We start from the raw sequence: 16,706 nt of genomic DNA, 5'->3' as shown, positions 1-16,706 counted from the left end.
GTGCTGGCGTGACGTGATGTCACGTCGCGTCACACGTCCAGGAAGCGGACGTCCTTGGCGTTGCGCTGGATGAAGGACCGACGGGCCTCGACGTCCTCGCCCATCAGGACCGAGAAGAGGTCGTCGGCACGGGCCGCGTCCTCCAGGGTGATCTGCTGCAGCAGCCGGTGTGCCTGGTCCATGGTGGTGATCCGCAGCTCCTCGGCGTTCATCTCGCCCAGACCCTTGAAGCGCTGGATCGCGTCGTCCTTGGGCAGCCGGCGCCCGGCGGCCACACCCGCCTCGATCACCGAGTCGCGCTCGCGGTCGGAGTAGACGTAGTCGAAGTCGTCCTTGCCCCACTTGATCTTGTACAGCGGAGGCATCGCCAGGTAGACGTAGCCGGCCTCGACCAGCGGGCGCATGAAGCGGAAGAGCAGCGTGAGCAGCAGGGTGCGGATGTGCTGTCCGTCGACGTCGGCGTCGGCCATCAGCACGATCTTGTGATACCGCAGCTTGGACTCGTCGTAGTCCTCCTGGATGCCGCAGCCGAAGGCCGAGATCAGCGCCTGGACCTCGGTGTTCTGCAGCACCTTGTCGATCCGGGCCTTCTCGACGTTCAGGATCTTGCCGCGGATCGGCAGGATGGCCTGGGTGCGCGGGTCGCGGCCCTGCTTGGCCGAGCCGCCGGCCGAGTCACCCTCGACGATGAAGATCTCGCACTCGGCCGGGTCCTTGGACTGGCAGTCGCTCAGCTTGCCCGGCAGCGAGGCGCTCTCCAGCAGGCCCTTGCGGCGGGTCAGGTCGCGCGCCTTGCGGGCCGCCATCCGGGCGGTGGCCGAGTTGATCGACTTGCGGATGATGTCCGCGGCCTCGGTCGGGTTGCGGTCCAGCCAGTCGTTCAGCTGCTCGTGCACCACGCGCTGGACGAAGGTCTTCGCCTCGGTGTTGCCCAGCTTGTCCTTGGTCTGGCCCTCGAACTGCGGCTCGCCGAGCTTGACCGAGATGATCGCGGTCAGGCCCTCGCGGATGTCCTCGCCGGAGAGGTTCTCGTCCTTCTCCCGGAGCAGCTTCTTGTCCCGCGCGTAGCGGTTGACCAGGCCGGTCAGCGCCGCGCGGAAGCCCTCCTCGTGGGTACCGCCGCCGTGCGTGTGGATCGTGTTGGCGAAGGAGTAGACCCCCTCGGTGTACGAGGAGTTCCACTGCATGGCGACCTCGACCGAGATCGTCTTGTCCTTGTCCTCCGCCTCGAAGTCGATCACCGAGGGGTGGATGACCTCGCCCTTGCGGGAGTTGAGGTCCTTCACGAAGTCGGCGATGCCGCCCTCGTAGTAGTACCGGGCGGAGAGCGGCTTGCCCTCGTCGTCGACGTGCTCGGGGCGCTCGTCGGTCAGCGAGATGCTCAGGCCCTTGTTGAGGAAGGCCATCTCCTTGAAGCGGCGCGAGAGCGTCTCGAAGGAGTAGACGGTGGTCTCGAAGATGTCCGGGTCGGCCCAGAAGGTGACGCTGGTGCCGGTCCGGTCCGTCGCCTCGTGCTGCTGCAGCGGGGCGGTGGGGGCGCCGAGCTTGTAGTCCTGGGTCCACCGGTGGCCGTCGGTGTGGATCTCGATCGCCAGCCGGGTGGAGAGCGCGTTGACCACCGAGACGCCGACACCGTGCAGACCACCGGAGACGGCGTAGCCGCCGCCGCCGAACTTGCCACCCGCGTGCAGCACGGTCAGCACGACCTCGACGGCCGGCTTCTCCTGGCCCGGGACGATGCCGACCGGGATGCCGCGGCCGTTGTCGACCACCCGCACCCCGCCGTCGGCCAGGATCGTCACGTCGATGGTGTCCGCATGCCCCGCCATCGCCTCGTCGACGGAGTTGTCCACGACCTCCTGGACCAGGTGGTGCAGGCCGCGCTCGCCGGTGGAACCGATGTACATACCGGGACGCTTGCGGACTGCGTCGAGCCCCTCCAGCACCTGGATGTTGCTGGCGGTGTAGGAGGTACCCGAGGACGGGTCGGTGGGGACGGGGGACTGGCTGGAATCGCCGGAATCGGCCACGAAGCGCCCTCTCTGGCACAGCACGGGCCGCATCCCCGCCCAGGGTTCGGGCGGACGTGCGACCACGGCGTTTCGACTCAGTTACCGCAAGCGGCAGTGTTTGACTCTCAGTCTACCGGTACCGCCGACATAGATGGGCGTTTGGCAGGCTCTGAAGGCGGATTTACCGCCCCGAATCCCCTCCGCACATGTCCCGATACTCGCCCGGGGGGCTCAGCGGCCTCACACGGGCCGTCAGCGGTTCCGGAGGTATGCGCTCCGTCAAGGGCGAGCCACCGGCCGGGATCACCCCCAGGTGTCGCGCGGCCCCTGGCTGCCCGGCGCCCGGAGCCGGCCGTACTTGCGCTCCGGCGCCGAGGGACCGAGTACCCGGATCACCCGGACCGTGCCGTGGCCCAGCTCGTGGTTCAGCCGGGCCACCAACTGCCGTGCCAGCAGGCGCAACTGAGTGGCCCACGCGGTGGAGTCACAACGCACCGTCAGCACCGCATCGGCCTCGGCGAACTGTTCGGGGGTGCAGTGCGCGGCGATGTCGGGGCCGACGATCTGGGCCCAGCGGCCCATCACCCCGCCGACCGCGGCCGGGGCCTCCCAGCCACGCTCCGTGATCAAACGATTGAGTGCGGCCCCCAGCGGGACCGGGTCGCGACCGTCCGCGCGGGCGCCGCTGCGCAGCCCGTGCCGCTTCGCCTCCCGCTTCTCCCGGACCTGCTCGCCACGTCGGCGGGCCTGCTCCTTGGCCGCGCGCAGGGCGACCCGCGCCAGGTCGACGCCGGACAGTTCCGATTCACTCACGGGCGGTGCACTCCTTCCCCAGCCTGTGGACAGACCAGGGTACGAGGTTCCTGGGCGGTCGCGGACCGGGCTACGAACCGATCCTGGTCACATCGCCCGCGGCGACCGCGTACCGCACTCCGGCCAGCGCCTTCGGGACGTCGTCGGGCACCGCCGCCGTCACCAGCACCTGCTCGCCGCCGGCCACCAGCTCGGCCAGTTGCTCGCGGCGGCGCGCGTCCAGCTCGGCGAAGACGTCGTCCAGGATCAGCACCGGCTCGCCGCCGTCCGCCCGCAGCAGCTCGTAGGAGGCCAGCCGCAGCGCCAGCGCGAACGACCAGGACTCGCCGTGGCTCGCGTAGCCCTTGGCGGGCAGCGTGCCGAGCAGCAGTCCGAGCTCGTCGCGGTGCGGGCCGACCAGGGTCACCCCGCGCTCGGTCTCCTGCTTGCGGACCGCCCGCAGCGCCTCCATCAGCTGCTGGTACGCCTCCTCGCGGCTGCCCGGCAGCCCGCCCTCGAAGGAGGAGCGGTACTCCAGCCGGGTCGGCCCGCCACCGGGGGCGAGCCGCTCGTAGGCCTGCTCGACCAGGGGCGCCAGCGCGGCCACCAGCTGCAGCCGGAAGGCGGTCAACTCGGCGCCGGCCTGGGCCAGGTGGCCGTCCCAGACCTCCAGGGTGGACAGGTCGGCGCCCTTGCCGCCGCCGGCCCGGCGGGCCATCGCGGCGGTCTTCAGCAGCGCGTTGCGCTGCTTGAGCACCCGCTCGTAGTCGGCGCGCACGCCGGCCAGCCGGGGCGCCCTGGCGGTCAGCAGCTCGTCCAGGAAGCGCCGCCGCTCCCCCGGGTCGCCCTTCACCAGGGCCAGGTCCTCGGGGGCGAAGAGCACCGTGCGCAGCAGGCCCAGCACGTCACGCGGGCGCACGTTGTCCGAGCGGTTGATCCGGGCCCGGTTGGCCTTGCCCGGGGTGATCTCCAGTTCGAGCAGGGTGGTCCGGCCGCGGTCCACGACCGAGCCGCGGACCACCGCCCGCTCGGCGCCCTGGCGCACCAGCGGCGCGTCGGTGGCCACCCGGTGGCTGCCCAGCGTGGACAGGTAGCCGATCGCCTCGACCAGGTTGGTCTTGCCCTGGCCGTTGGGCCCCACGAACGCGCTGACGCCCGGGTCGAGGGAGACCTCGGCCCGGGCGTAGGAACGGAAGTCGGCGAGCGACAGGTGCGCGACGTGCATGGCTGTGGACTGCGCTCGCCTTCTGGACCGTTGGCTCTGCTCGACTACTTCGACTCGACCGCGTGGCCGCCGAACTGGTTGCGCAGCGCGGCGATCATCTTCATCTGCGGGGAGTCCTCCTGGCGGGAGGCGAAGCGGGCGAAGAGCGAGGCGGTGATGGCCGGCAGCGGCACGGCGTGGTCGATCGCGGCCTCCACCGTCCAGCGGCCCTCGCCGGAGTCCTGCGCGTAGCCGCGCAGCTTGTCCAGGTGCTCGTCGCCGTCGAGCGCGCGCACCGCGAGGTCGAGCAGCCAGGACTTGATCACGGTGCCCTCCTGCCAGCTGCGGAAGACCTCGCGCACGTCGGTGACCTCGTCGGCGGCCTCGAGCAGCTCCCAGCCCTCGGCAAAGGCCTGCATCATCGCGTACTCGATGCCGTTGTGGACCATCTTGGCGAAGTGCCCGGCGCCCACCTTGCCGGCGTGCACCGCACCGAACTCGCCCTCCGGCTTGAGCGCGTCGAAGATCGGCTGGACCCGCAGGACGTGCTCGGCGCCACCGCCGTACATCAGCGCGTAGCCGTTCTCCAGGCCCCAGACGCCACCGGAGACGCCGCAGTCCACGAAGCCGATGCCCTTGGCGGCCAGCAGCTTCGCGTGCTCGATGTCGTCGGTCCAGCGCGAGTTGCCGCCGTCGACCACCACGTCGCCGGGGGAGAGCAGCTCGGCCAGCTCCTCCACGGTCGCCTGGGTGGCGGCGCCGGCGGGGACCATCACCCAGATCACCCGGGGGCCCTCGAGCTTGCTGACCAGCTCCTGAAGGCTCGTGGCGTCGGCGAGGTCGGGGTTGCGGTCGTAGCCGATGACGGTGTGGCCGGCGCGGCGGATGCGCTCGCGCATGTTGCCGCCCATCTTGCCGAGACCGATGAGGCCGAGCTCCATGACAAGTCCTTACCTGTGGTGTCGTGCCTGACGGCGGCGCCGTTGCCGCGACACCAGAGCCTACGCCGCGTGGCTGTCCACAGCCCTGGGACGGGCTGTGGACACCACTCACGTCGTCAGGTCCTGGCCTGGTCCACGGGGGTCAGCCGCTCAGGCGCACCGGCATGATCAAATACTGGTAGGCCTCGTCGACCTCCGCGTCCACCGCCGCCTTGCCCTTGAGCAGAGCGGGCTTGGTGGAGGTGGTGAAGCACAGGTTGGCGTACGGGGAGTCGATGGCCTTCAGGCCCTCCTCCAGGTAGCCGGGGTTGAAGGCGATCGAGATGTCGTCGCCCTCGAGGTCCGCGTCGATCCGCTCGGTGGCCTGGGCGTCGTCGCCCGAGCCGGCCTCCAGGGTCAGCACGCCCTGCTCGAAGCTCAGCCGCACCGGGGTGTTGCGCTCGGCGACCAGCGAGACGCGCTTGAGCGCCTCCAGGAACGGCTGGGTCTGGACCGAGGCCTCGGCGCTGAACTCGGTCGGGAAGAGGGTGCGGAACTTCGGGAAGTCGCCCTCCAGCAGCCGGGTGGTGGTGCGCCGCCCGGCGCCCTCGAAGCCGATCAGGCCCTCGCCGGCGCCGCCCGAGGAGAGCGCGATCGAGACGTTGTCGCCGCTGCCCAGCGACTTGGCGATGTCCTGCAGGGTGCGGGCCGGGACCAGCGCGACCGCGGAGATGTCCGGCTGCTCGGGCTTCCACAGCAGCTCGCGGACGGCGAAGCGGTAGCGGTCGGTGGCGGCCAGGGTGATCTTGTCGCCCTCGATCTCGACCCGGACACCGGTGAGCACCGGCAGCGTGTCGTCACGGCCGGCGGCCACCGCGGCCTGGCTGACGGCCGAGGCGAAGACGTCGCCGGAGACCGTGCCGGTGGCGGTGGGCATCTGCGGCAGCGTCGGGTACTCGTCCACCGGCAGGGTCGGCAGGGTGAAGCGGGAGGTGCCGCACACCACGCTGACCCGCTGGCCGTCGGTGGAGATCTCCACAGGCCTGTTGGGAAGGTTGCGGGCGATGTCGTTGAGCAGCCGGCCGGAGACCAGCACGGTGCCCTGCTCCTCGACGTCGGCCTCCAGCTCGACCCGGGCCGAGACCTCGTAGTCGAAGCCGGACAGCGCCAGGCTGCCGTCCTGGGCGGTCAGCAGCAGGCCGGCCAGCACCGGCACCGGAGGCCGCGCCGGGAGGCTGCGAGCAGCCCAGGCCACCGCCTCCGCGAGGACGTCACGCTCCACCCGGAACTTCACCGGTCACCGCCTCCTGAGGTCCTGCAGTCGCTTGCAGCTCTTGATCGTCTTCTGGCGCCTGGTCCGGCGCCGGGGGCCACTGGAGCAGCGAGCCGAGCCCGCCTCGGCTCCAGGTGCCGAAGGACAGTCTGACGTACTCGGCCGACACTCGGGGCCGACGGGCGGAAGCCGGGCCGAACAGACGTCGGATCCGGTTGTCCACAGATTTCGGGCCACCCCGCTGTTGAGCGAATCCAGGGGTCTCTAGGTGTAGTGGTAGTAGTAGGGCCTGTGGATACCGTGGATAACCCCGTTTCCGCAGCTCAGAGCAGGTTTTTTGTCCACACAGGGTGTGGACCGTGGCGGTGGAAAACTCGGTGCCGCTGTGGACAGCGGAGCGTTACTCACAGGCCACCGAGGGTATCCACAGCTTTTCCCCAGGGCCGTCCCCAGATTCTGGCCGGGTTATCCACGAGCTCCGGTCAACTTCTCGTGACGCCTTTCACACCGGGCGATGAACAGGGCTTGTCCGTTGTCGAACAGTGGATAGCGCTGTGGAGAAGCTGGGGATAATCGCCCTTCCCCTGGGGACAGCCAGGGGACAACTCTCGGCGCCGATTGACGGGCCGCCAACTGTCCACACCCTGTGGATAACTGTTGTGCACAAGTACACAGGGGGCTGACCTGCGGCGAAGAGCGTAGCGGCGAGCGGGCTGTGGAGAAATTCGGGATAACTCGGTGATCCCCACGCTGTGGACGGGGAACAACACCCGTCGCTGTGGACAACGCCTCCGTAGGCCCTCGCTGTTCGAATCGCTGATCAGATGTGCGATCGGGGCCGGAGCTTGGTGGATCGTCAGCTGGTGCGAGCCTTCCCCGGCCCGGTGCGTTTCACACACCCGGTCGGCCTACATCGGCCGCGATCCACCGGTGGTGGCCGGTGGATCGCGGCGGGCGGGGGCCGGGAACGCCGAAGGGGCCGCCGGGAACCTCGCTGGAGGTCCTCGGCGGCCCCCTCAAGGGCCCTGCCGGGCTTGGCTCTTGGTGCGGCCGCAGTCAGCTCTTGATGCGGTTGGTCAGCTCGGTGACCTGGTTGTAGAGCGAGCGCCGCTCGGCCATCAGCGAGCGGATCTTGCGGTCCGCGTGCATCACGGTGGTGTGGTCGCGGCCGCCGAACTGGGCGCCGATCTTCGGCAGCGAGAGGTCGGTCAGCTCGCGGCAGAGGTACATGGCGATCTGACGGGCCGTCGCCAGCACGCGGCTGCGCGAGGAACCGCAGAGGTCCTCCACCGTGAGGCCGAAGTACGCGGCGGTCTGCTGCATGATCACCTGTGCGGTGATCTCCGGTCCCGCGTCCTCGTCGCCGCCCGGGATCAGGTCCTTGAGCACGATGCCGGCCAACTCCAGGTCCACCGGGGACCGGTTGAGGTTGGCGAAGGCGGTCACCCGGATCAGCGCGCCCTCCAGCTCCCGGATGTTGCGGGTGATCCGGGAGGCGATGAACTCCAGGACGTCGGCAGGGGCGTTGAGCCTCTCCTGGATCGCCTTCTTGCGCAGGATCGCGATCCGGGTCTCCAGCTCGGGCGGGGTGACGTCAGTGATCAGGCCCCACTCGAACCGGTTGCGCAGCCGGTCCTCCAGGGTGATCAGCTGCTTGGGCGGCCGGTCGGAGGAGAGGACGATCTGCTTGTTGGCGTTGTGCAGGGTGTTGAAGGTGTGGAAGAACTCCTCCTGCGTCGACTCCTTGCTCGCCAGGAACTGGATGTCGTCGACCAGCAGGATGTCCATGTCCCGGTACCGCTTGCGGAACGCGTCCGCCTTGCCGTCCCGGATCGAGTTGATGAACTCGTTGGTGAACTCCTCCGAACTCACGTACCGCACCCGGGTTCCGGGGAAGAGGCTGCGCGAGTAGTGGCCGATGGCGTGCAGCAGGTGGGTCTTGCCCAGGCCGGACTCGCCGTAGATGAAGAGCGGGTTGTAGGCCTTGGCCGGAGCCTCCGCCACGGCCACCGCAGCCGCGTGTGCGAAGCGGTTGCTGGCGCCGATCACGAAGGTGTCGAACAGGTACTTGGGGTTCAGCCGGGCGGCCGGTTCGTCCTTGCGCCCGCTGTCCGCCGACGGGGCGCCGGGCGGGGCCGGCACGCCGGGGACCGGGGTGCGGTCGGCGACCCGCTCGGGCAGCGCAGCGCCGGGGCGCTCGCCCTCCGGCGGCAGCGCGCCGCCGCCCTGGGCGCCCTGGCCGGGACGGTCCTGGTCGCCGGCGGGGCGGATGGCGGGCGGCAGGTCGCGGCGCGGACCCTGGCCCGGGCGCGGGCGCGGGTCACGCCCCGCGCCGCGCGGGCGCACCTCCTCGCCGGTGGAGTCGTAGGCCCCGCCGAACAGGTCGCCCTGGGCGTGATCGCCGCCGGGCCCGCCCGGGGCGCCCGGACGCGGCCCGGGCGAGGGCAGGGCGCCCTCGTTCTCCCGGTCGTTCCAGTCGCGGTAGCCGCGCTCCTGGTAGGGCTGCGCGGGGTAGCCGGGGGTCGGGTAGCCGCCGCCGTTCTCCGGGCGGGGGCCGCCCCACGGCTGCTGCTGGTAGGGCTGCTCCTGGTAGCCGTCGTACGGCTCGCCGTAGCCGTAGCCGCCGCCCTCGTAGGACTGCTCGCGGTAGCCGCGGCCGGGGGCCGGGTAGTCGCGCGGCGGCTGAGGGGCGGTGGGCCAGCCCTGCGGCTGGGCACCGGTGTGCGGCGACGGCTCGGACCCCGGCCGCGGCTCGATGGTCGATCGCTCGGAGGCCGACCGTTCAGGGCCCGAACGCTCGAGGGCCTGCCGGGGCTCGGTGGGCTGCGGCTCGGGTTCCACCGGGGCCGGCGCGGGGCCCGGCGGCACGGCGTTGGCGTCCACCATGACGGCGATCCGCACTGGGCGGCCGAACTGCTGGCTGAGCCCGTCGGTCAGCTGCGGCAGCAGCCGGCCCTCCAGGACCTGCTTGGCCCACTCGTTCGGGGCGGCCAGCAGCGCGGTGTCGTGCATCATCCACATCGGCTGGGTGCGCTGCACCCAGAGTTTGTCCTTGTCACCGACCGAGGTGTCGTTGACCAGCCGCTCGACGACCTTCGCCCAGGCGGGGACGAGGTCGCTGTTGACATCAGCCACTGGTGCACGCTTTCTCGTTCCCCCGAAGGGGGTGGTCCTGGTCAGGATCTGGGGCGTCAGGATGTGGGGCTGGCTCAGGTCGATGAACAAAACCAGACAAGTCCTGCAACGGTAGTCAGCGGGCAGAGCTGATTCAAGTTGTTGTCCACAGGCTGTGTACGAGTGGCCCGGCGAGAGGCCGGTTTGACCCTCGGCCTCCCCGCCGCGTACCGTAACCAGGTCGAGTTGTCGATGGCCGCTGCCGCATGTCCGCGGGTCCGCCCCGCTTCCATAAGGCGCGCAGCACGGGCGCCGTGGATTGCCTCAAACCCAGCAGACCTGGGGATTCGGGCCGGATTTCCCAGGAATGAAGGGGAGATCACGCGGACGCACGGTGACGGCCAAGCTGCAAATCGTCATCCTACGATTCACCCCAGGAGCCCCCGAGTGAGCAAGCGCACCTTCCAGCCGAACAACCGTCGTCGCGCCAAGACCCACGGCTTCCGGCTGCGGATGCGTACCCGCGCCGGCCGCGCCATCCTGGCGGCCCGCCGTGGCAAGGGCCGCAGCGCCATCTCCGCCTGATCCGCGTAAGGGTCTGCAGTGCTGCCCTCCGAGAATCGGCTGCGGCGGCGCCAGGACTTCGCGATCGCGGTGAAACGCGGCCGTCGAGCCGGTCGGCCTCTGCTGGTCGTCCATCTCAGACGAGATGACGAGCTGGCGGGTCAGGCAGACGGGTACAGCGACTCCCACCCGCACGTCGCCGAGGGGCCTCCCTCGGCGCGTGCGGGTTTCGTCGTGAGCAAGGCTGTTGGTCCCGCCGTGGTCCGCAACCTGGTCAAGCGTCGTCTGCGTCACCTGGTCCGCGAGCGTCTGGCCCGCTTGCCCGCAGGTAGCCTGATAGTGGTACGGGCGCTGCCCCCCGCGGGGACGGCCTCGTATCTGGATCTTGCACATGACCTGGACGCCGCGCTGAAGCGGCTGCTCCGGACCGATCCGACCTCCCCGGGAGGAGGATCAGGGCGATGAAGTACCTGCTGATGGGTCTGATCCGGCTCTACCAGCTGACGATAAGTCCGCTGCTGGGCCCGGTCTGCCGCTACTACCCCTCGTGCTCGCACTACGGCTACGAGGCGGTGCGGACACACGGTGCGATCAAGGGCAGCGTGCTGACCGGCTGGCGGATCCTTCGGTGCAATCCCTGGTCCCCGGGCGGTGTGGATCATGTGCCGCCGCGTAAGCGTCCCGTTTGGCACCAGCGGCTCCGTACCCTGGTGCAGTCCAGGACCGGTAGCGCCACGGGCGCGGAGCCGACCGGCTCCGCGGCCCGCGGCCCGGTCACCTCAGGCTCGACGGCTGCTGGTCAGACGTCGGTAGGCCCGATGTCCGAAAGCCTGACGACCAAGCCCAATGCCCAAGGAGTCTGACCGGTGACCTGGTCCTTCCTGAACCCTCTCTACACCGCTGTCTCGTGGATCATCGTTCAGTTCCACGCGCTGTACAGCCACGTCTTCCCGGCCGACAGCGGCTGGGCCTGGGGTCTCGCCATCGCCTCCATGGTGATCGTGATCCGGATCTGCCTGATCCCGCTCTTCGTGAAGCAGATCAAGTCGACCCGGGCCATGCAGGCGATCCAGCCGAAGATGAAGGCCATCCAGGAGCGCTACAAGAGCGACAAGCAGCGCCAGTCCGAAGAGATGATGAAGCTCTACAAGGAGGCGGGCACCAACCCCTTCTCGAGCTGTCTCCCGATCCTGGTGCAGATGCCGTTCTTCACCGCCCTGTACGGGGTGCTGAGCTCGGTCGCGCACAACAAGGAAATCGGCGTCATCAACGGCCCGCTGCTGGCCAGCGCGGGCAAGGCGCACATCTTCGGTGCTCCGCTGTCGGCCACCTTCGTGCACTCCACCGAGACCAACGTCAAGATCGTCACCGCGGTGATGATCGTGATGATGTCGCTCTCGCAGTTCATCACCCAGCGCCAGCTGATGACCAAGAACGTGGACCTCACGGTCAAGACGCCGTTCATGCAGCAGCAGAAGATGCTCATGTACGTCTTCCCGTTCATGTTCGCCGTGATGGGCATCAACTTCCCGGTCGGTGTGCTGGTCTACTGGCTGACCACCAACGTCTGGTCGATGGGCCAGCAGCTGGTCGTGATCCGCAACAACCCGACGCCGGGCAGCAAGGCCTGGGACGAGCGGCAGGTGCGCCTGAAGGCCTCCGGCCGGCTGAACCCGGACGGCTCGATCATCAAGGGCGCCGGCGTGCTCGGCTTCCTCGGCGGTGGCAAGGCGAAGGCGGCTGCCGAGCAGCAGGCCGCTGCCGCGCTGACCGAGACGGTCCAGGTGCGCCGGCAGCAGCCGCGCAAGCAGACCAAGGCCCAGCGCCAGCAGGTGCACGGCGGTGCGGTGAAGACCGACCAGAGCAACACGGACGGTGAGCCGGCGGCGGCGGAGACCGACGCGCAGGTCGAGGACGCGGTGCCCAGCACGCAGGGGGCGGGCAAGGCGCAGGCCTCGGGCGGCGCCAAGCGGCCGGCCCCCAAGCAGGGTGGCGGCGGCGCCAAGCGCGGCCCGCAGCAGAGCGGTCAGCGACCCAAGAAGAAGTAGTCGCCCGACCCTCGCCCGAACCCCTCGAGTCCTCGATTTCGGCCCGTACCCGTGGGCCCTGTCTGTGAAGGAGTCCCTCCCGTGACGGAAGGCACCACCTCCGCCGTCGACGCCGGATCGGCCGCCCCGGCTGAGGAGTCGGCGGACACCCTGGTCGCTCGCCTGGAGCAGGAGGGCGACATCGCGGCCGACTACCTCGAAGGCCTGCTGGACATCGCCGACCTGGACGGCGACATCGACATGGATGTCGAAGGCGACCGGGCCCTGGTGTCCATCGTGGGCGACGGCAACGACCGCACCCTGCAGCGGCTGGTGGGTCAGGACGGTGAGGTGCTGGAGGCGCTCCAGGAGCTGACCCGGCTGGCCGTGCACCGGGAGACCGGGGAGCGCAGCCGGCTGATGCTGGACATCGCCGGCTTCCGGGCCCGCAAGCGCGAGGAGCTGGCGGAGCTCGGGGCCAAGGCCGCCGAGCAGGCCAAGCAGACCGGCGAGTCGGTCAAGCTGCGCCCGATGACGCCGTTCGAGCGCAAGGTGGTCCATGACGCGGTGGCCGCGGCTGGGCTGCGAAGCGAGTCGGAGGGCGAAGAGCCGCAGCGCTGCGTCGTGGTCCTGGCGGGCTGAGGCCCGGGGCTCCATCCCTCGACGACCCCGTTCGCACGGTGCGGCTGTGCGAGCGGGGTCGTCGCTCCTCGGGGGCTCTGCAGGTGCTGCCTCACAGGCGGTGCCTCGCACGTGGTGCTTCGAGTTGGCGTGGGATGTTTCACGTGAAACGGTGCTAACGGTGGATTCGGTGAGCGGAGAGGCTGAGATGGCGACGGAGAGTGCGGCGGCCGATGGGGCGCCGGAGGGTCTGGGCGAGCCGCCGCAGGCGGCACGGGAGATCTTCGGCGAGCGGTTCGCCTCGGCGCAGCGTTACGCCGAGCTGCTGGCGTCGGCGGGGGTGCAGCGCGGGCTGATCGGTCCGCGGGAGGTGCCCCGGCTGTGGGACCGCCACGTGCTCAACTGCGCGGTGCTCTCCGAGCTGCTGCCCGAGGGGGCGACCCTGTGCGATGTGGGGTCGGGCGCGGGGCTGCCCGGGATCCCGGTGGCGCTGGCCCGGCCCGACGTGTCGGTGACCCTGCTGGAGCCGCTGCTGCGGCGCACCACCTTCCTGGAGGAGGTGGTGCGGGAGCTGGAGCTGACCAACGTCACCGTGCTGCGCGGGCGGGCCGAGGAGATGATCGGCAAGGTCTCGGTGGAGATCGTCACGGCCCGGGCGGTGGCACCGCTGGACCGGCTGGCCGGCTGGGGCATGCCGCTGCTGCGTCCCTACGGGCAGATGCTGGCGCTCAAGGGCGACACCGCCGAGCAGGAGCTGGCCGACTCGCGGGCGGCGCTCAGCAAGCTGGGTGCGGTCGAGTGGTCGGTGATCCCGGTGGGGGAGAGCCTGCTGGGCGCTGCGACCCGGGTGGTGCAGGTGAAGGCCGGCGAGAGCCCCGGCGGGGTGAAGGCGGCGACCAGGCGGGCGAAGGCGGCCCGGGCGGGCCGGGCCGGCGGTCGGCCGGCGGAGGCGCGGGGCGCCGGTCGCCGGCGGCGCTGAGCGGCCGGGCCCACGCGGCCCACGAGGAGTGACCGGGAGGCCCCGGGTGCGGATCGCACCCGGGGCCTCTGGCGTCGTCCGGAGTGTCGCGGCGTCAGATATCCGACATTGCGGGCATGGTGTTTCACGTGAAACGTCGCTCGCTGCTTCCCGCCAGTCTGGACCTCCGGCTGCGCCGGGGGCTCGGCCGTGGCCGGGCGGAGACTGTTGCCGCTCCGGTTTCACGTGAAACACTGAGCCCCATGCAGGACTCGGAGACCATCGACCAGATCGATGACACCCCCATCGCCCGGGCGGCGCAGGCCGCCGTGCAGGCGCTGGGACGGGCGGGTGAAGGCCTGCCCAGGCCACCGGCGACCCGCGTGATCGTGGTGGCGAACCAGAAGGGCGGGGTGGGGAAGACCACCAGCACCGTCAACATGGCCGCCTCGCTCGCCATGCACGGGCTACGGGTCCTGGTGATCGACCTCGACCCGCAGGGCAACGCCTCCACCGCGCTCGGCATCGACCACCACGCCGAGGTGCCGTCCATCTACGACGTGCTGGTGGAGGGCAAGCCGCTGGCCGATGTGGTGCAGCCGGTGGTGGAGGTGGAGGGGCTGTTCTGCGTCCCCGCCACCATCGACCTGGCCGGCGCGGAGATCGAGCTGGTCTCGCTGGTGGCCCGGGAGAGCCGGCTGCAGCGGGCGATCGCCGCCTACGAACAGCCCCTGGACTACATCCTGATCGACTGTCCGCCCTCGCTCGGGCTGCTGACGGTCAACGCCCTGGTGGCAGGCCAGGAGGTGATGATCCCGATCCAGTGCGAGTACTACGCGCTGGAGGGCCTGGGACAGCTGCTGCGCAACGTGGAGCTGGTGCGCGCGCACCTGAACCCGGCGCTGCACGTCTCCACCATCCTGCTCACCATGTACGACGCGCGGACCAGGCTGGCCGCCCAGGTCGCGCAGGAGGTGCGCAACCACTTCACCACGGAGGTGCTGCGGACCGCGATCCCGCGTTCGGTGCGCATCTCGGAGGCACCGAGCTACGGGCAGACGGTGCTCACCTACGATCCCGGCTCCACCGGCGCGCTCTCCTACCTGGAGGCGGCGCGGGAACTGGCGCTGCGGGCGGTCGGCCTGGAGGGCCCGGCCACCGCGGTGGAGCAGGCGGCGGCCGAGGCGTTGGACGCGGTGGGACAGCACCGGCACACGATCGGCGCGCAGGCGACGCCGACGGCACAGCACAGCACGATGGAGGGCAATCGGTGAGTGGTCGCAGGGGTCTGGGTCGTGGGCTGGGTGCGCTGATTCCGGCGGCCGGTGCGTCGGCGGCTCCCGGGACGGCGGCCACGACCGCCGCCGCCGACAGGCCGGTGGCGCCCGGTGGCGCGGCGGTGCTGGAGACCGGAGCGGTGTCGCCCAGCGCGGTGCCGGTGCTGCCGGCGGGGCGCGGCACGGTGGCGGCGCGGGTGGCTTCGAGCGCGCGCCCGGAGCTGGTGCCGGTGGAGGGCGTGCGCTTCGCCGAGCTGCCGCTGGACGCGATCACGCCCAATCCGGCGCAGCCCCGCAAGGTGTTCGACGAGGAGAAGCTGGAGGAGCTGGTCACCTCGATCAAGGAGGTGGGTCTGCTCCAGCCGGTGGTGGTCCGTCAGGTGGGTCCGGAGCGCTACGAGCTGATCATGGGTGAGCGGCGCTGGCGCGCCTCCCAGGAGGCCGGGCTGGAGCGGATCCCGGCGATCGTGCGGGCCACCGAGGACGACAAGCTGCTGCTGGAAGCGCTGCTGGAGAACCTGCACCGGGCGGAGCTGAACCCGCTGGAGGAGGCCGCCGCCTACCAGCAGCTGCTGGAGGAGTTCGGCTGCACCCAGGACGAGCTGGCGGACCGGATCGGCCGCTCGCGTTCGCACCTCTCCAATACGCTGCGGCTGCTCAAGCTCTCCTCGGCGGTGCAGCGCCGGGTGGCCGCCGGGGTGCTGACCGCCGGTCACGCCCGGGCGCTGCTCGGGGTCGCGGCCGAGTGGCAGCAGGAGCAGCTGGCCAAGCGGATCATCGCGGAGGGGCTCTCGGTGCGCAGCACCGAGGAGATGGTGAAGCTGCTGGAGCCGCAGGAGAAGCCGCGTCCGGTGGGCCCCAAGGCGGGCAAGATCCTCTCCCCGGCCTTCAACGACCTGGCGGGTCGGCTCTCCGACCGGTTCGACACCCGGGTGAAGGTCGAGGTCTCGCAGCGGGGTGGCAAGCTGGGCAAGGGCAAGGTGGTCCTGGAGTTCGCCTCGGTGGACGACCTCAACCGGATCCTGGACAGCCTGGCGCCAGGGGAGGACGGGCTGCGGCTCTCGCAGAGCTGAGCCCGCTCGGGGCCTGTGCCCGCTGCTGTGCGGCTCGGCCGAGACGGGCATGCTGGACCGGTGGGTGCATGTTTCACGTGAAACATGCACCCACCGGTGTCTGTACGGGTCCTGGGGGAGGAGCGCGCCGGTCGGACTGGTTGGCCCTCGCCCCCGGGGGAGGAACCGAACGAGGAGGTGTGCCGCATGGGTCGCAGGATCGTCCCCCTGACACTGGACAACCTGGGGGATCTGCCCGCGCCCTGCCGCTCCTGTGTCTTCTGGGAGCTCGATCCGGTGCGCGGCCGGGAGGCGGTGGACAGCGGGAAGGCGGGGGCGGAGAAGGAGGGGTGGATCTCCGCGGCGCTGCTGGAGTGGGGGTCCTGTGGCCGGCTGGTCTACGTCGACCAGGAGCCGGCCGGGTTCGTGCTCTACGCGCCACCGGCCTACGTGCCGCGCTCGCAGTCCTTCCCGACCAGTCCGGTCTCCCCGGACGCCGTGCAGCTGATGATGAGTCGGGTGCTGCCGGGCTACCAGGGACAGGGCATCGGAAGGGTGCTGGTGCAGGCGGTCGCGAAGGACCTGCTGGGGCGGGGCTTCCGGGCGATCGAGGCCTTCGGGGCGGCGGGCGGCGATCGGCCGAGCTGCCTGCTGCCGGCCGAGCACCTGCTGGCGGTCGGGTTCAAGACGGTGCGCCCGCACCACCGCTACCCACGGCTGCGGCTGGAGGCGCGCGCCACCGTCTCCTGGAAGGGCGGTGCGGAGGGGGCGCTGGAGCGGCTGCTCGGCGCCGGGCGCAAGGAGCCCGCACTGCGCCCGTTCTGACGCGGTCGGTCCGGCCGGCAACGCGAGAGGGCGGCCCCGATGGGGCCGCCCTCTCGTCCGTGCTGCC

Annotated in this window: 15 protein-coding genes; 9 read left to right on the top strand and 6 right to left on the bottom strand. The window is 70.7% G+C overall.

All coding sequences use genetic code 11. The features are described from left to right. Window positions 1-29: 29 nt before the first annotated feature. From gyrB to dnaA, 6 genes are all read right to left on the bottom strand, one after another. Entirely contained in the window at window positions 30-2,054 is a 2,025-nt protein-coding gene (gene gyrB / locus OG500_RS19925) for a DNA topoisomerase (ATP-hydrolyzing) subunit B (RefSeq protein ID WP_327068004.1), read from the bottom strand. A 261-nt stretch (window positions 2,055-2,315) separates the two neighbouring features. Continuing rightward, a complete protein-coding gene (locus OG500_RS19920; RefSeq protein WP_442789352.1) occupies window positions 2,316-2,858 on the bottom strand; it encodes a DUF721 domain-containing protein in 543 nt (180 codons plus the stop codon). Window positions 2,859-2,895: 37 nt separating this feature from the next. Next, complete coding sequence (gene recF / locus OG500_RS19915; protein WP_329582124.1) at window positions 2,896-4,029, bottom strand: DNA replication/repair protein RecF; 1,134 nt, start codon at window positions 4,027-4,029, stop codon at window positions 2,896-2,898. A gap of 44 nt (window positions 4,030-4,073) precedes the next feature. Continuing rightward, a complete protein-coding gene (gene gnd, locus OG500_RS19910; protein ID WP_327068001.1) occupies window positions 4,074-4,949 on the bottom strand; it encodes a phosphogluconate dehydrogenase (NAD(+)-dependent, decarboxylating) in 876 nt (291 codons plus the stop codon). Between the two features lie 142 nt (window positions 4,950-5,091). Beyond that, the gene (dnaN, locus tag OG500_RS19905) at window positions 5,092-6,222 is read right to left on the bottom strand and encodes a DNA polymerase III subunit beta (protein ID WP_327068000.1); all 1,131 of its coding nucleotides are present in this window, start codon (window positions 6,220-6,222) and stop codon (window positions 5,092-5,094) included. Window positions 6,223-7,257: 1,035 nt separating this feature from the next. Beyond that, a complete protein-coding gene (gene dnaA / locus OG500_RS19900) occupies window positions 7,258-9,336 on the bottom strand; it encodes a chromosomal replication initiator protein DnaA (protein ID WP_329582119.1) in 2,079 nt (692 codons plus the stop codon). A 426-nt stretch (window positions 9,337-9,762) separates the two neighbouring features. On the opposite strand from dnaA, the gene rpmH reads away from it, so the two are divergent. The 9 genes from rpmH to OG500_RS19855 all read left to right on the top strand — a co-directional run bounded on the left by rpmH (window position 9,763) and on the right by OG500_RS19855 (window position 16,639). After that, on the top strand, window positions 9,763-9,900 hold the full coding sequence (gene rpmH / locus OG500_RS19895) for a 50S ribosomal protein L34 (protein ID WP_148643823.1): 138 nt from the start codon (window positions 9,763-9,765) through the stop codon (window positions 9,898-9,900). Between the two features lie 18 nt (window positions 9,901-9,918). Further along, window positions 9,919-10,344 carry a ribonuclease P protein component gene (rnpA, locus tag OG500_RS19890; protein WP_329582116.1) on the top strand — a complete coding sequence of 142 codons (426 nt, stop codon included), beginning with the start codon at window positions 9,919-9,921 and terminating at the stop codon, window positions 10,342-10,344. After that, the gene (gene yidD, locus OG500_RS19885) at window positions 10,341-10,742 is read left to right on the top strand and encodes a membrane protein insertion efficiency factor YidD (RefSeq protein WP_327067997.1); all 402 of its coding nucleotides are present in this window, start codon (window positions 10,341-10,343) and stop codon (window positions 10,740-10,742) included. Before rnpA ends, yidD begins: the two co-directional genes overlap by 4 nt. Window positions 10,743-10,745: 3 nt before the next feature. Continuing rightward, complete coding sequence (gene yidC / locus OG500_RS19880; protein ID WP_327067996.1) at window positions 10,746-11,927, top strand: membrane protein insertase YidC; 1,182 nt, start codon at window positions 10,746-10,748, stop codon at window positions 11,925-11,927. Between the two features lie 81 nt (window positions 11,928-12,008). After that, window positions 12,009-12,548, top strand: coding sequence for a Jag family protein (locus tag OG500_RS19875; protein ID WP_327067995.1), 540 nt, complete (start codon window positions 12,009-12,011; stop codon window positions 12,546-12,548). Window positions 12,549-12,735: 187 nt separating this feature from the next. Then, a complete protein-coding gene (rsmG, locus tag OG500_RS19870) occupies window positions 12,736-13,506 on the top strand; it encodes a 16S rRNA (guanine(527)-N(7))-methyltransferase RsmG (protein ID WP_327067994.1) in 771 nt (256 codons plus the stop codon). A gap of 158 nt (window positions 13,507-13,664) precedes the next feature. Next, window positions 13,665-14,759 carry a ParA family protein gene (locus OG500_RS19865; RefSeq protein WP_442789351.1) on the top strand — a complete coding sequence of 365 codons (1,095 nt, stop codon included), beginning with the start codon at window positions 13,665-13,667 and terminating at the stop codon, window positions 14,757-14,759. After that, window positions 14,756-15,835: a ParB/RepB/Spo0J family partition protein gene (locus OG500_RS19860; protein WP_327067993.1), complete on the top strand. Its 1,080-nt coding sequence runs from the start codon at window positions 14,756-14,758 to the stop codon at window positions 15,833-15,835. The genes OG500_RS19865 and OG500_RS19860 overlap by 4 nt, the downstream gene beginning before the upstream one ends. 186 nt (window positions 15,836-16,021) lie before the next feature. Then, a complete protein-coding gene (locus OG500_RS19855; RefSeq protein ID WP_329582111.1) occupies window positions 16,022-16,639 on the top strand; it encodes a GNAT family N-acetyltransferase in 618 nt (205 codons plus the stop codon). The last annotated feature ends 67 nt before the right edge of the window (window positions 16,640-16,706 follow it).

It is taken from the genome of Kitasatospora sp. NBC_01250, from assembly GCF_036226465.1.
Classification (GTDB): Bacteria; Actinomycetota; Actinomycetes; order Streptomycetales; family Streptomycetaceae; genus Kitasatospora.
The sequence above is the reverse complement of the archived record's forward strand: the minus strand, read 5'-3'. Positions and strand labels throughout refer to the sequence as shown.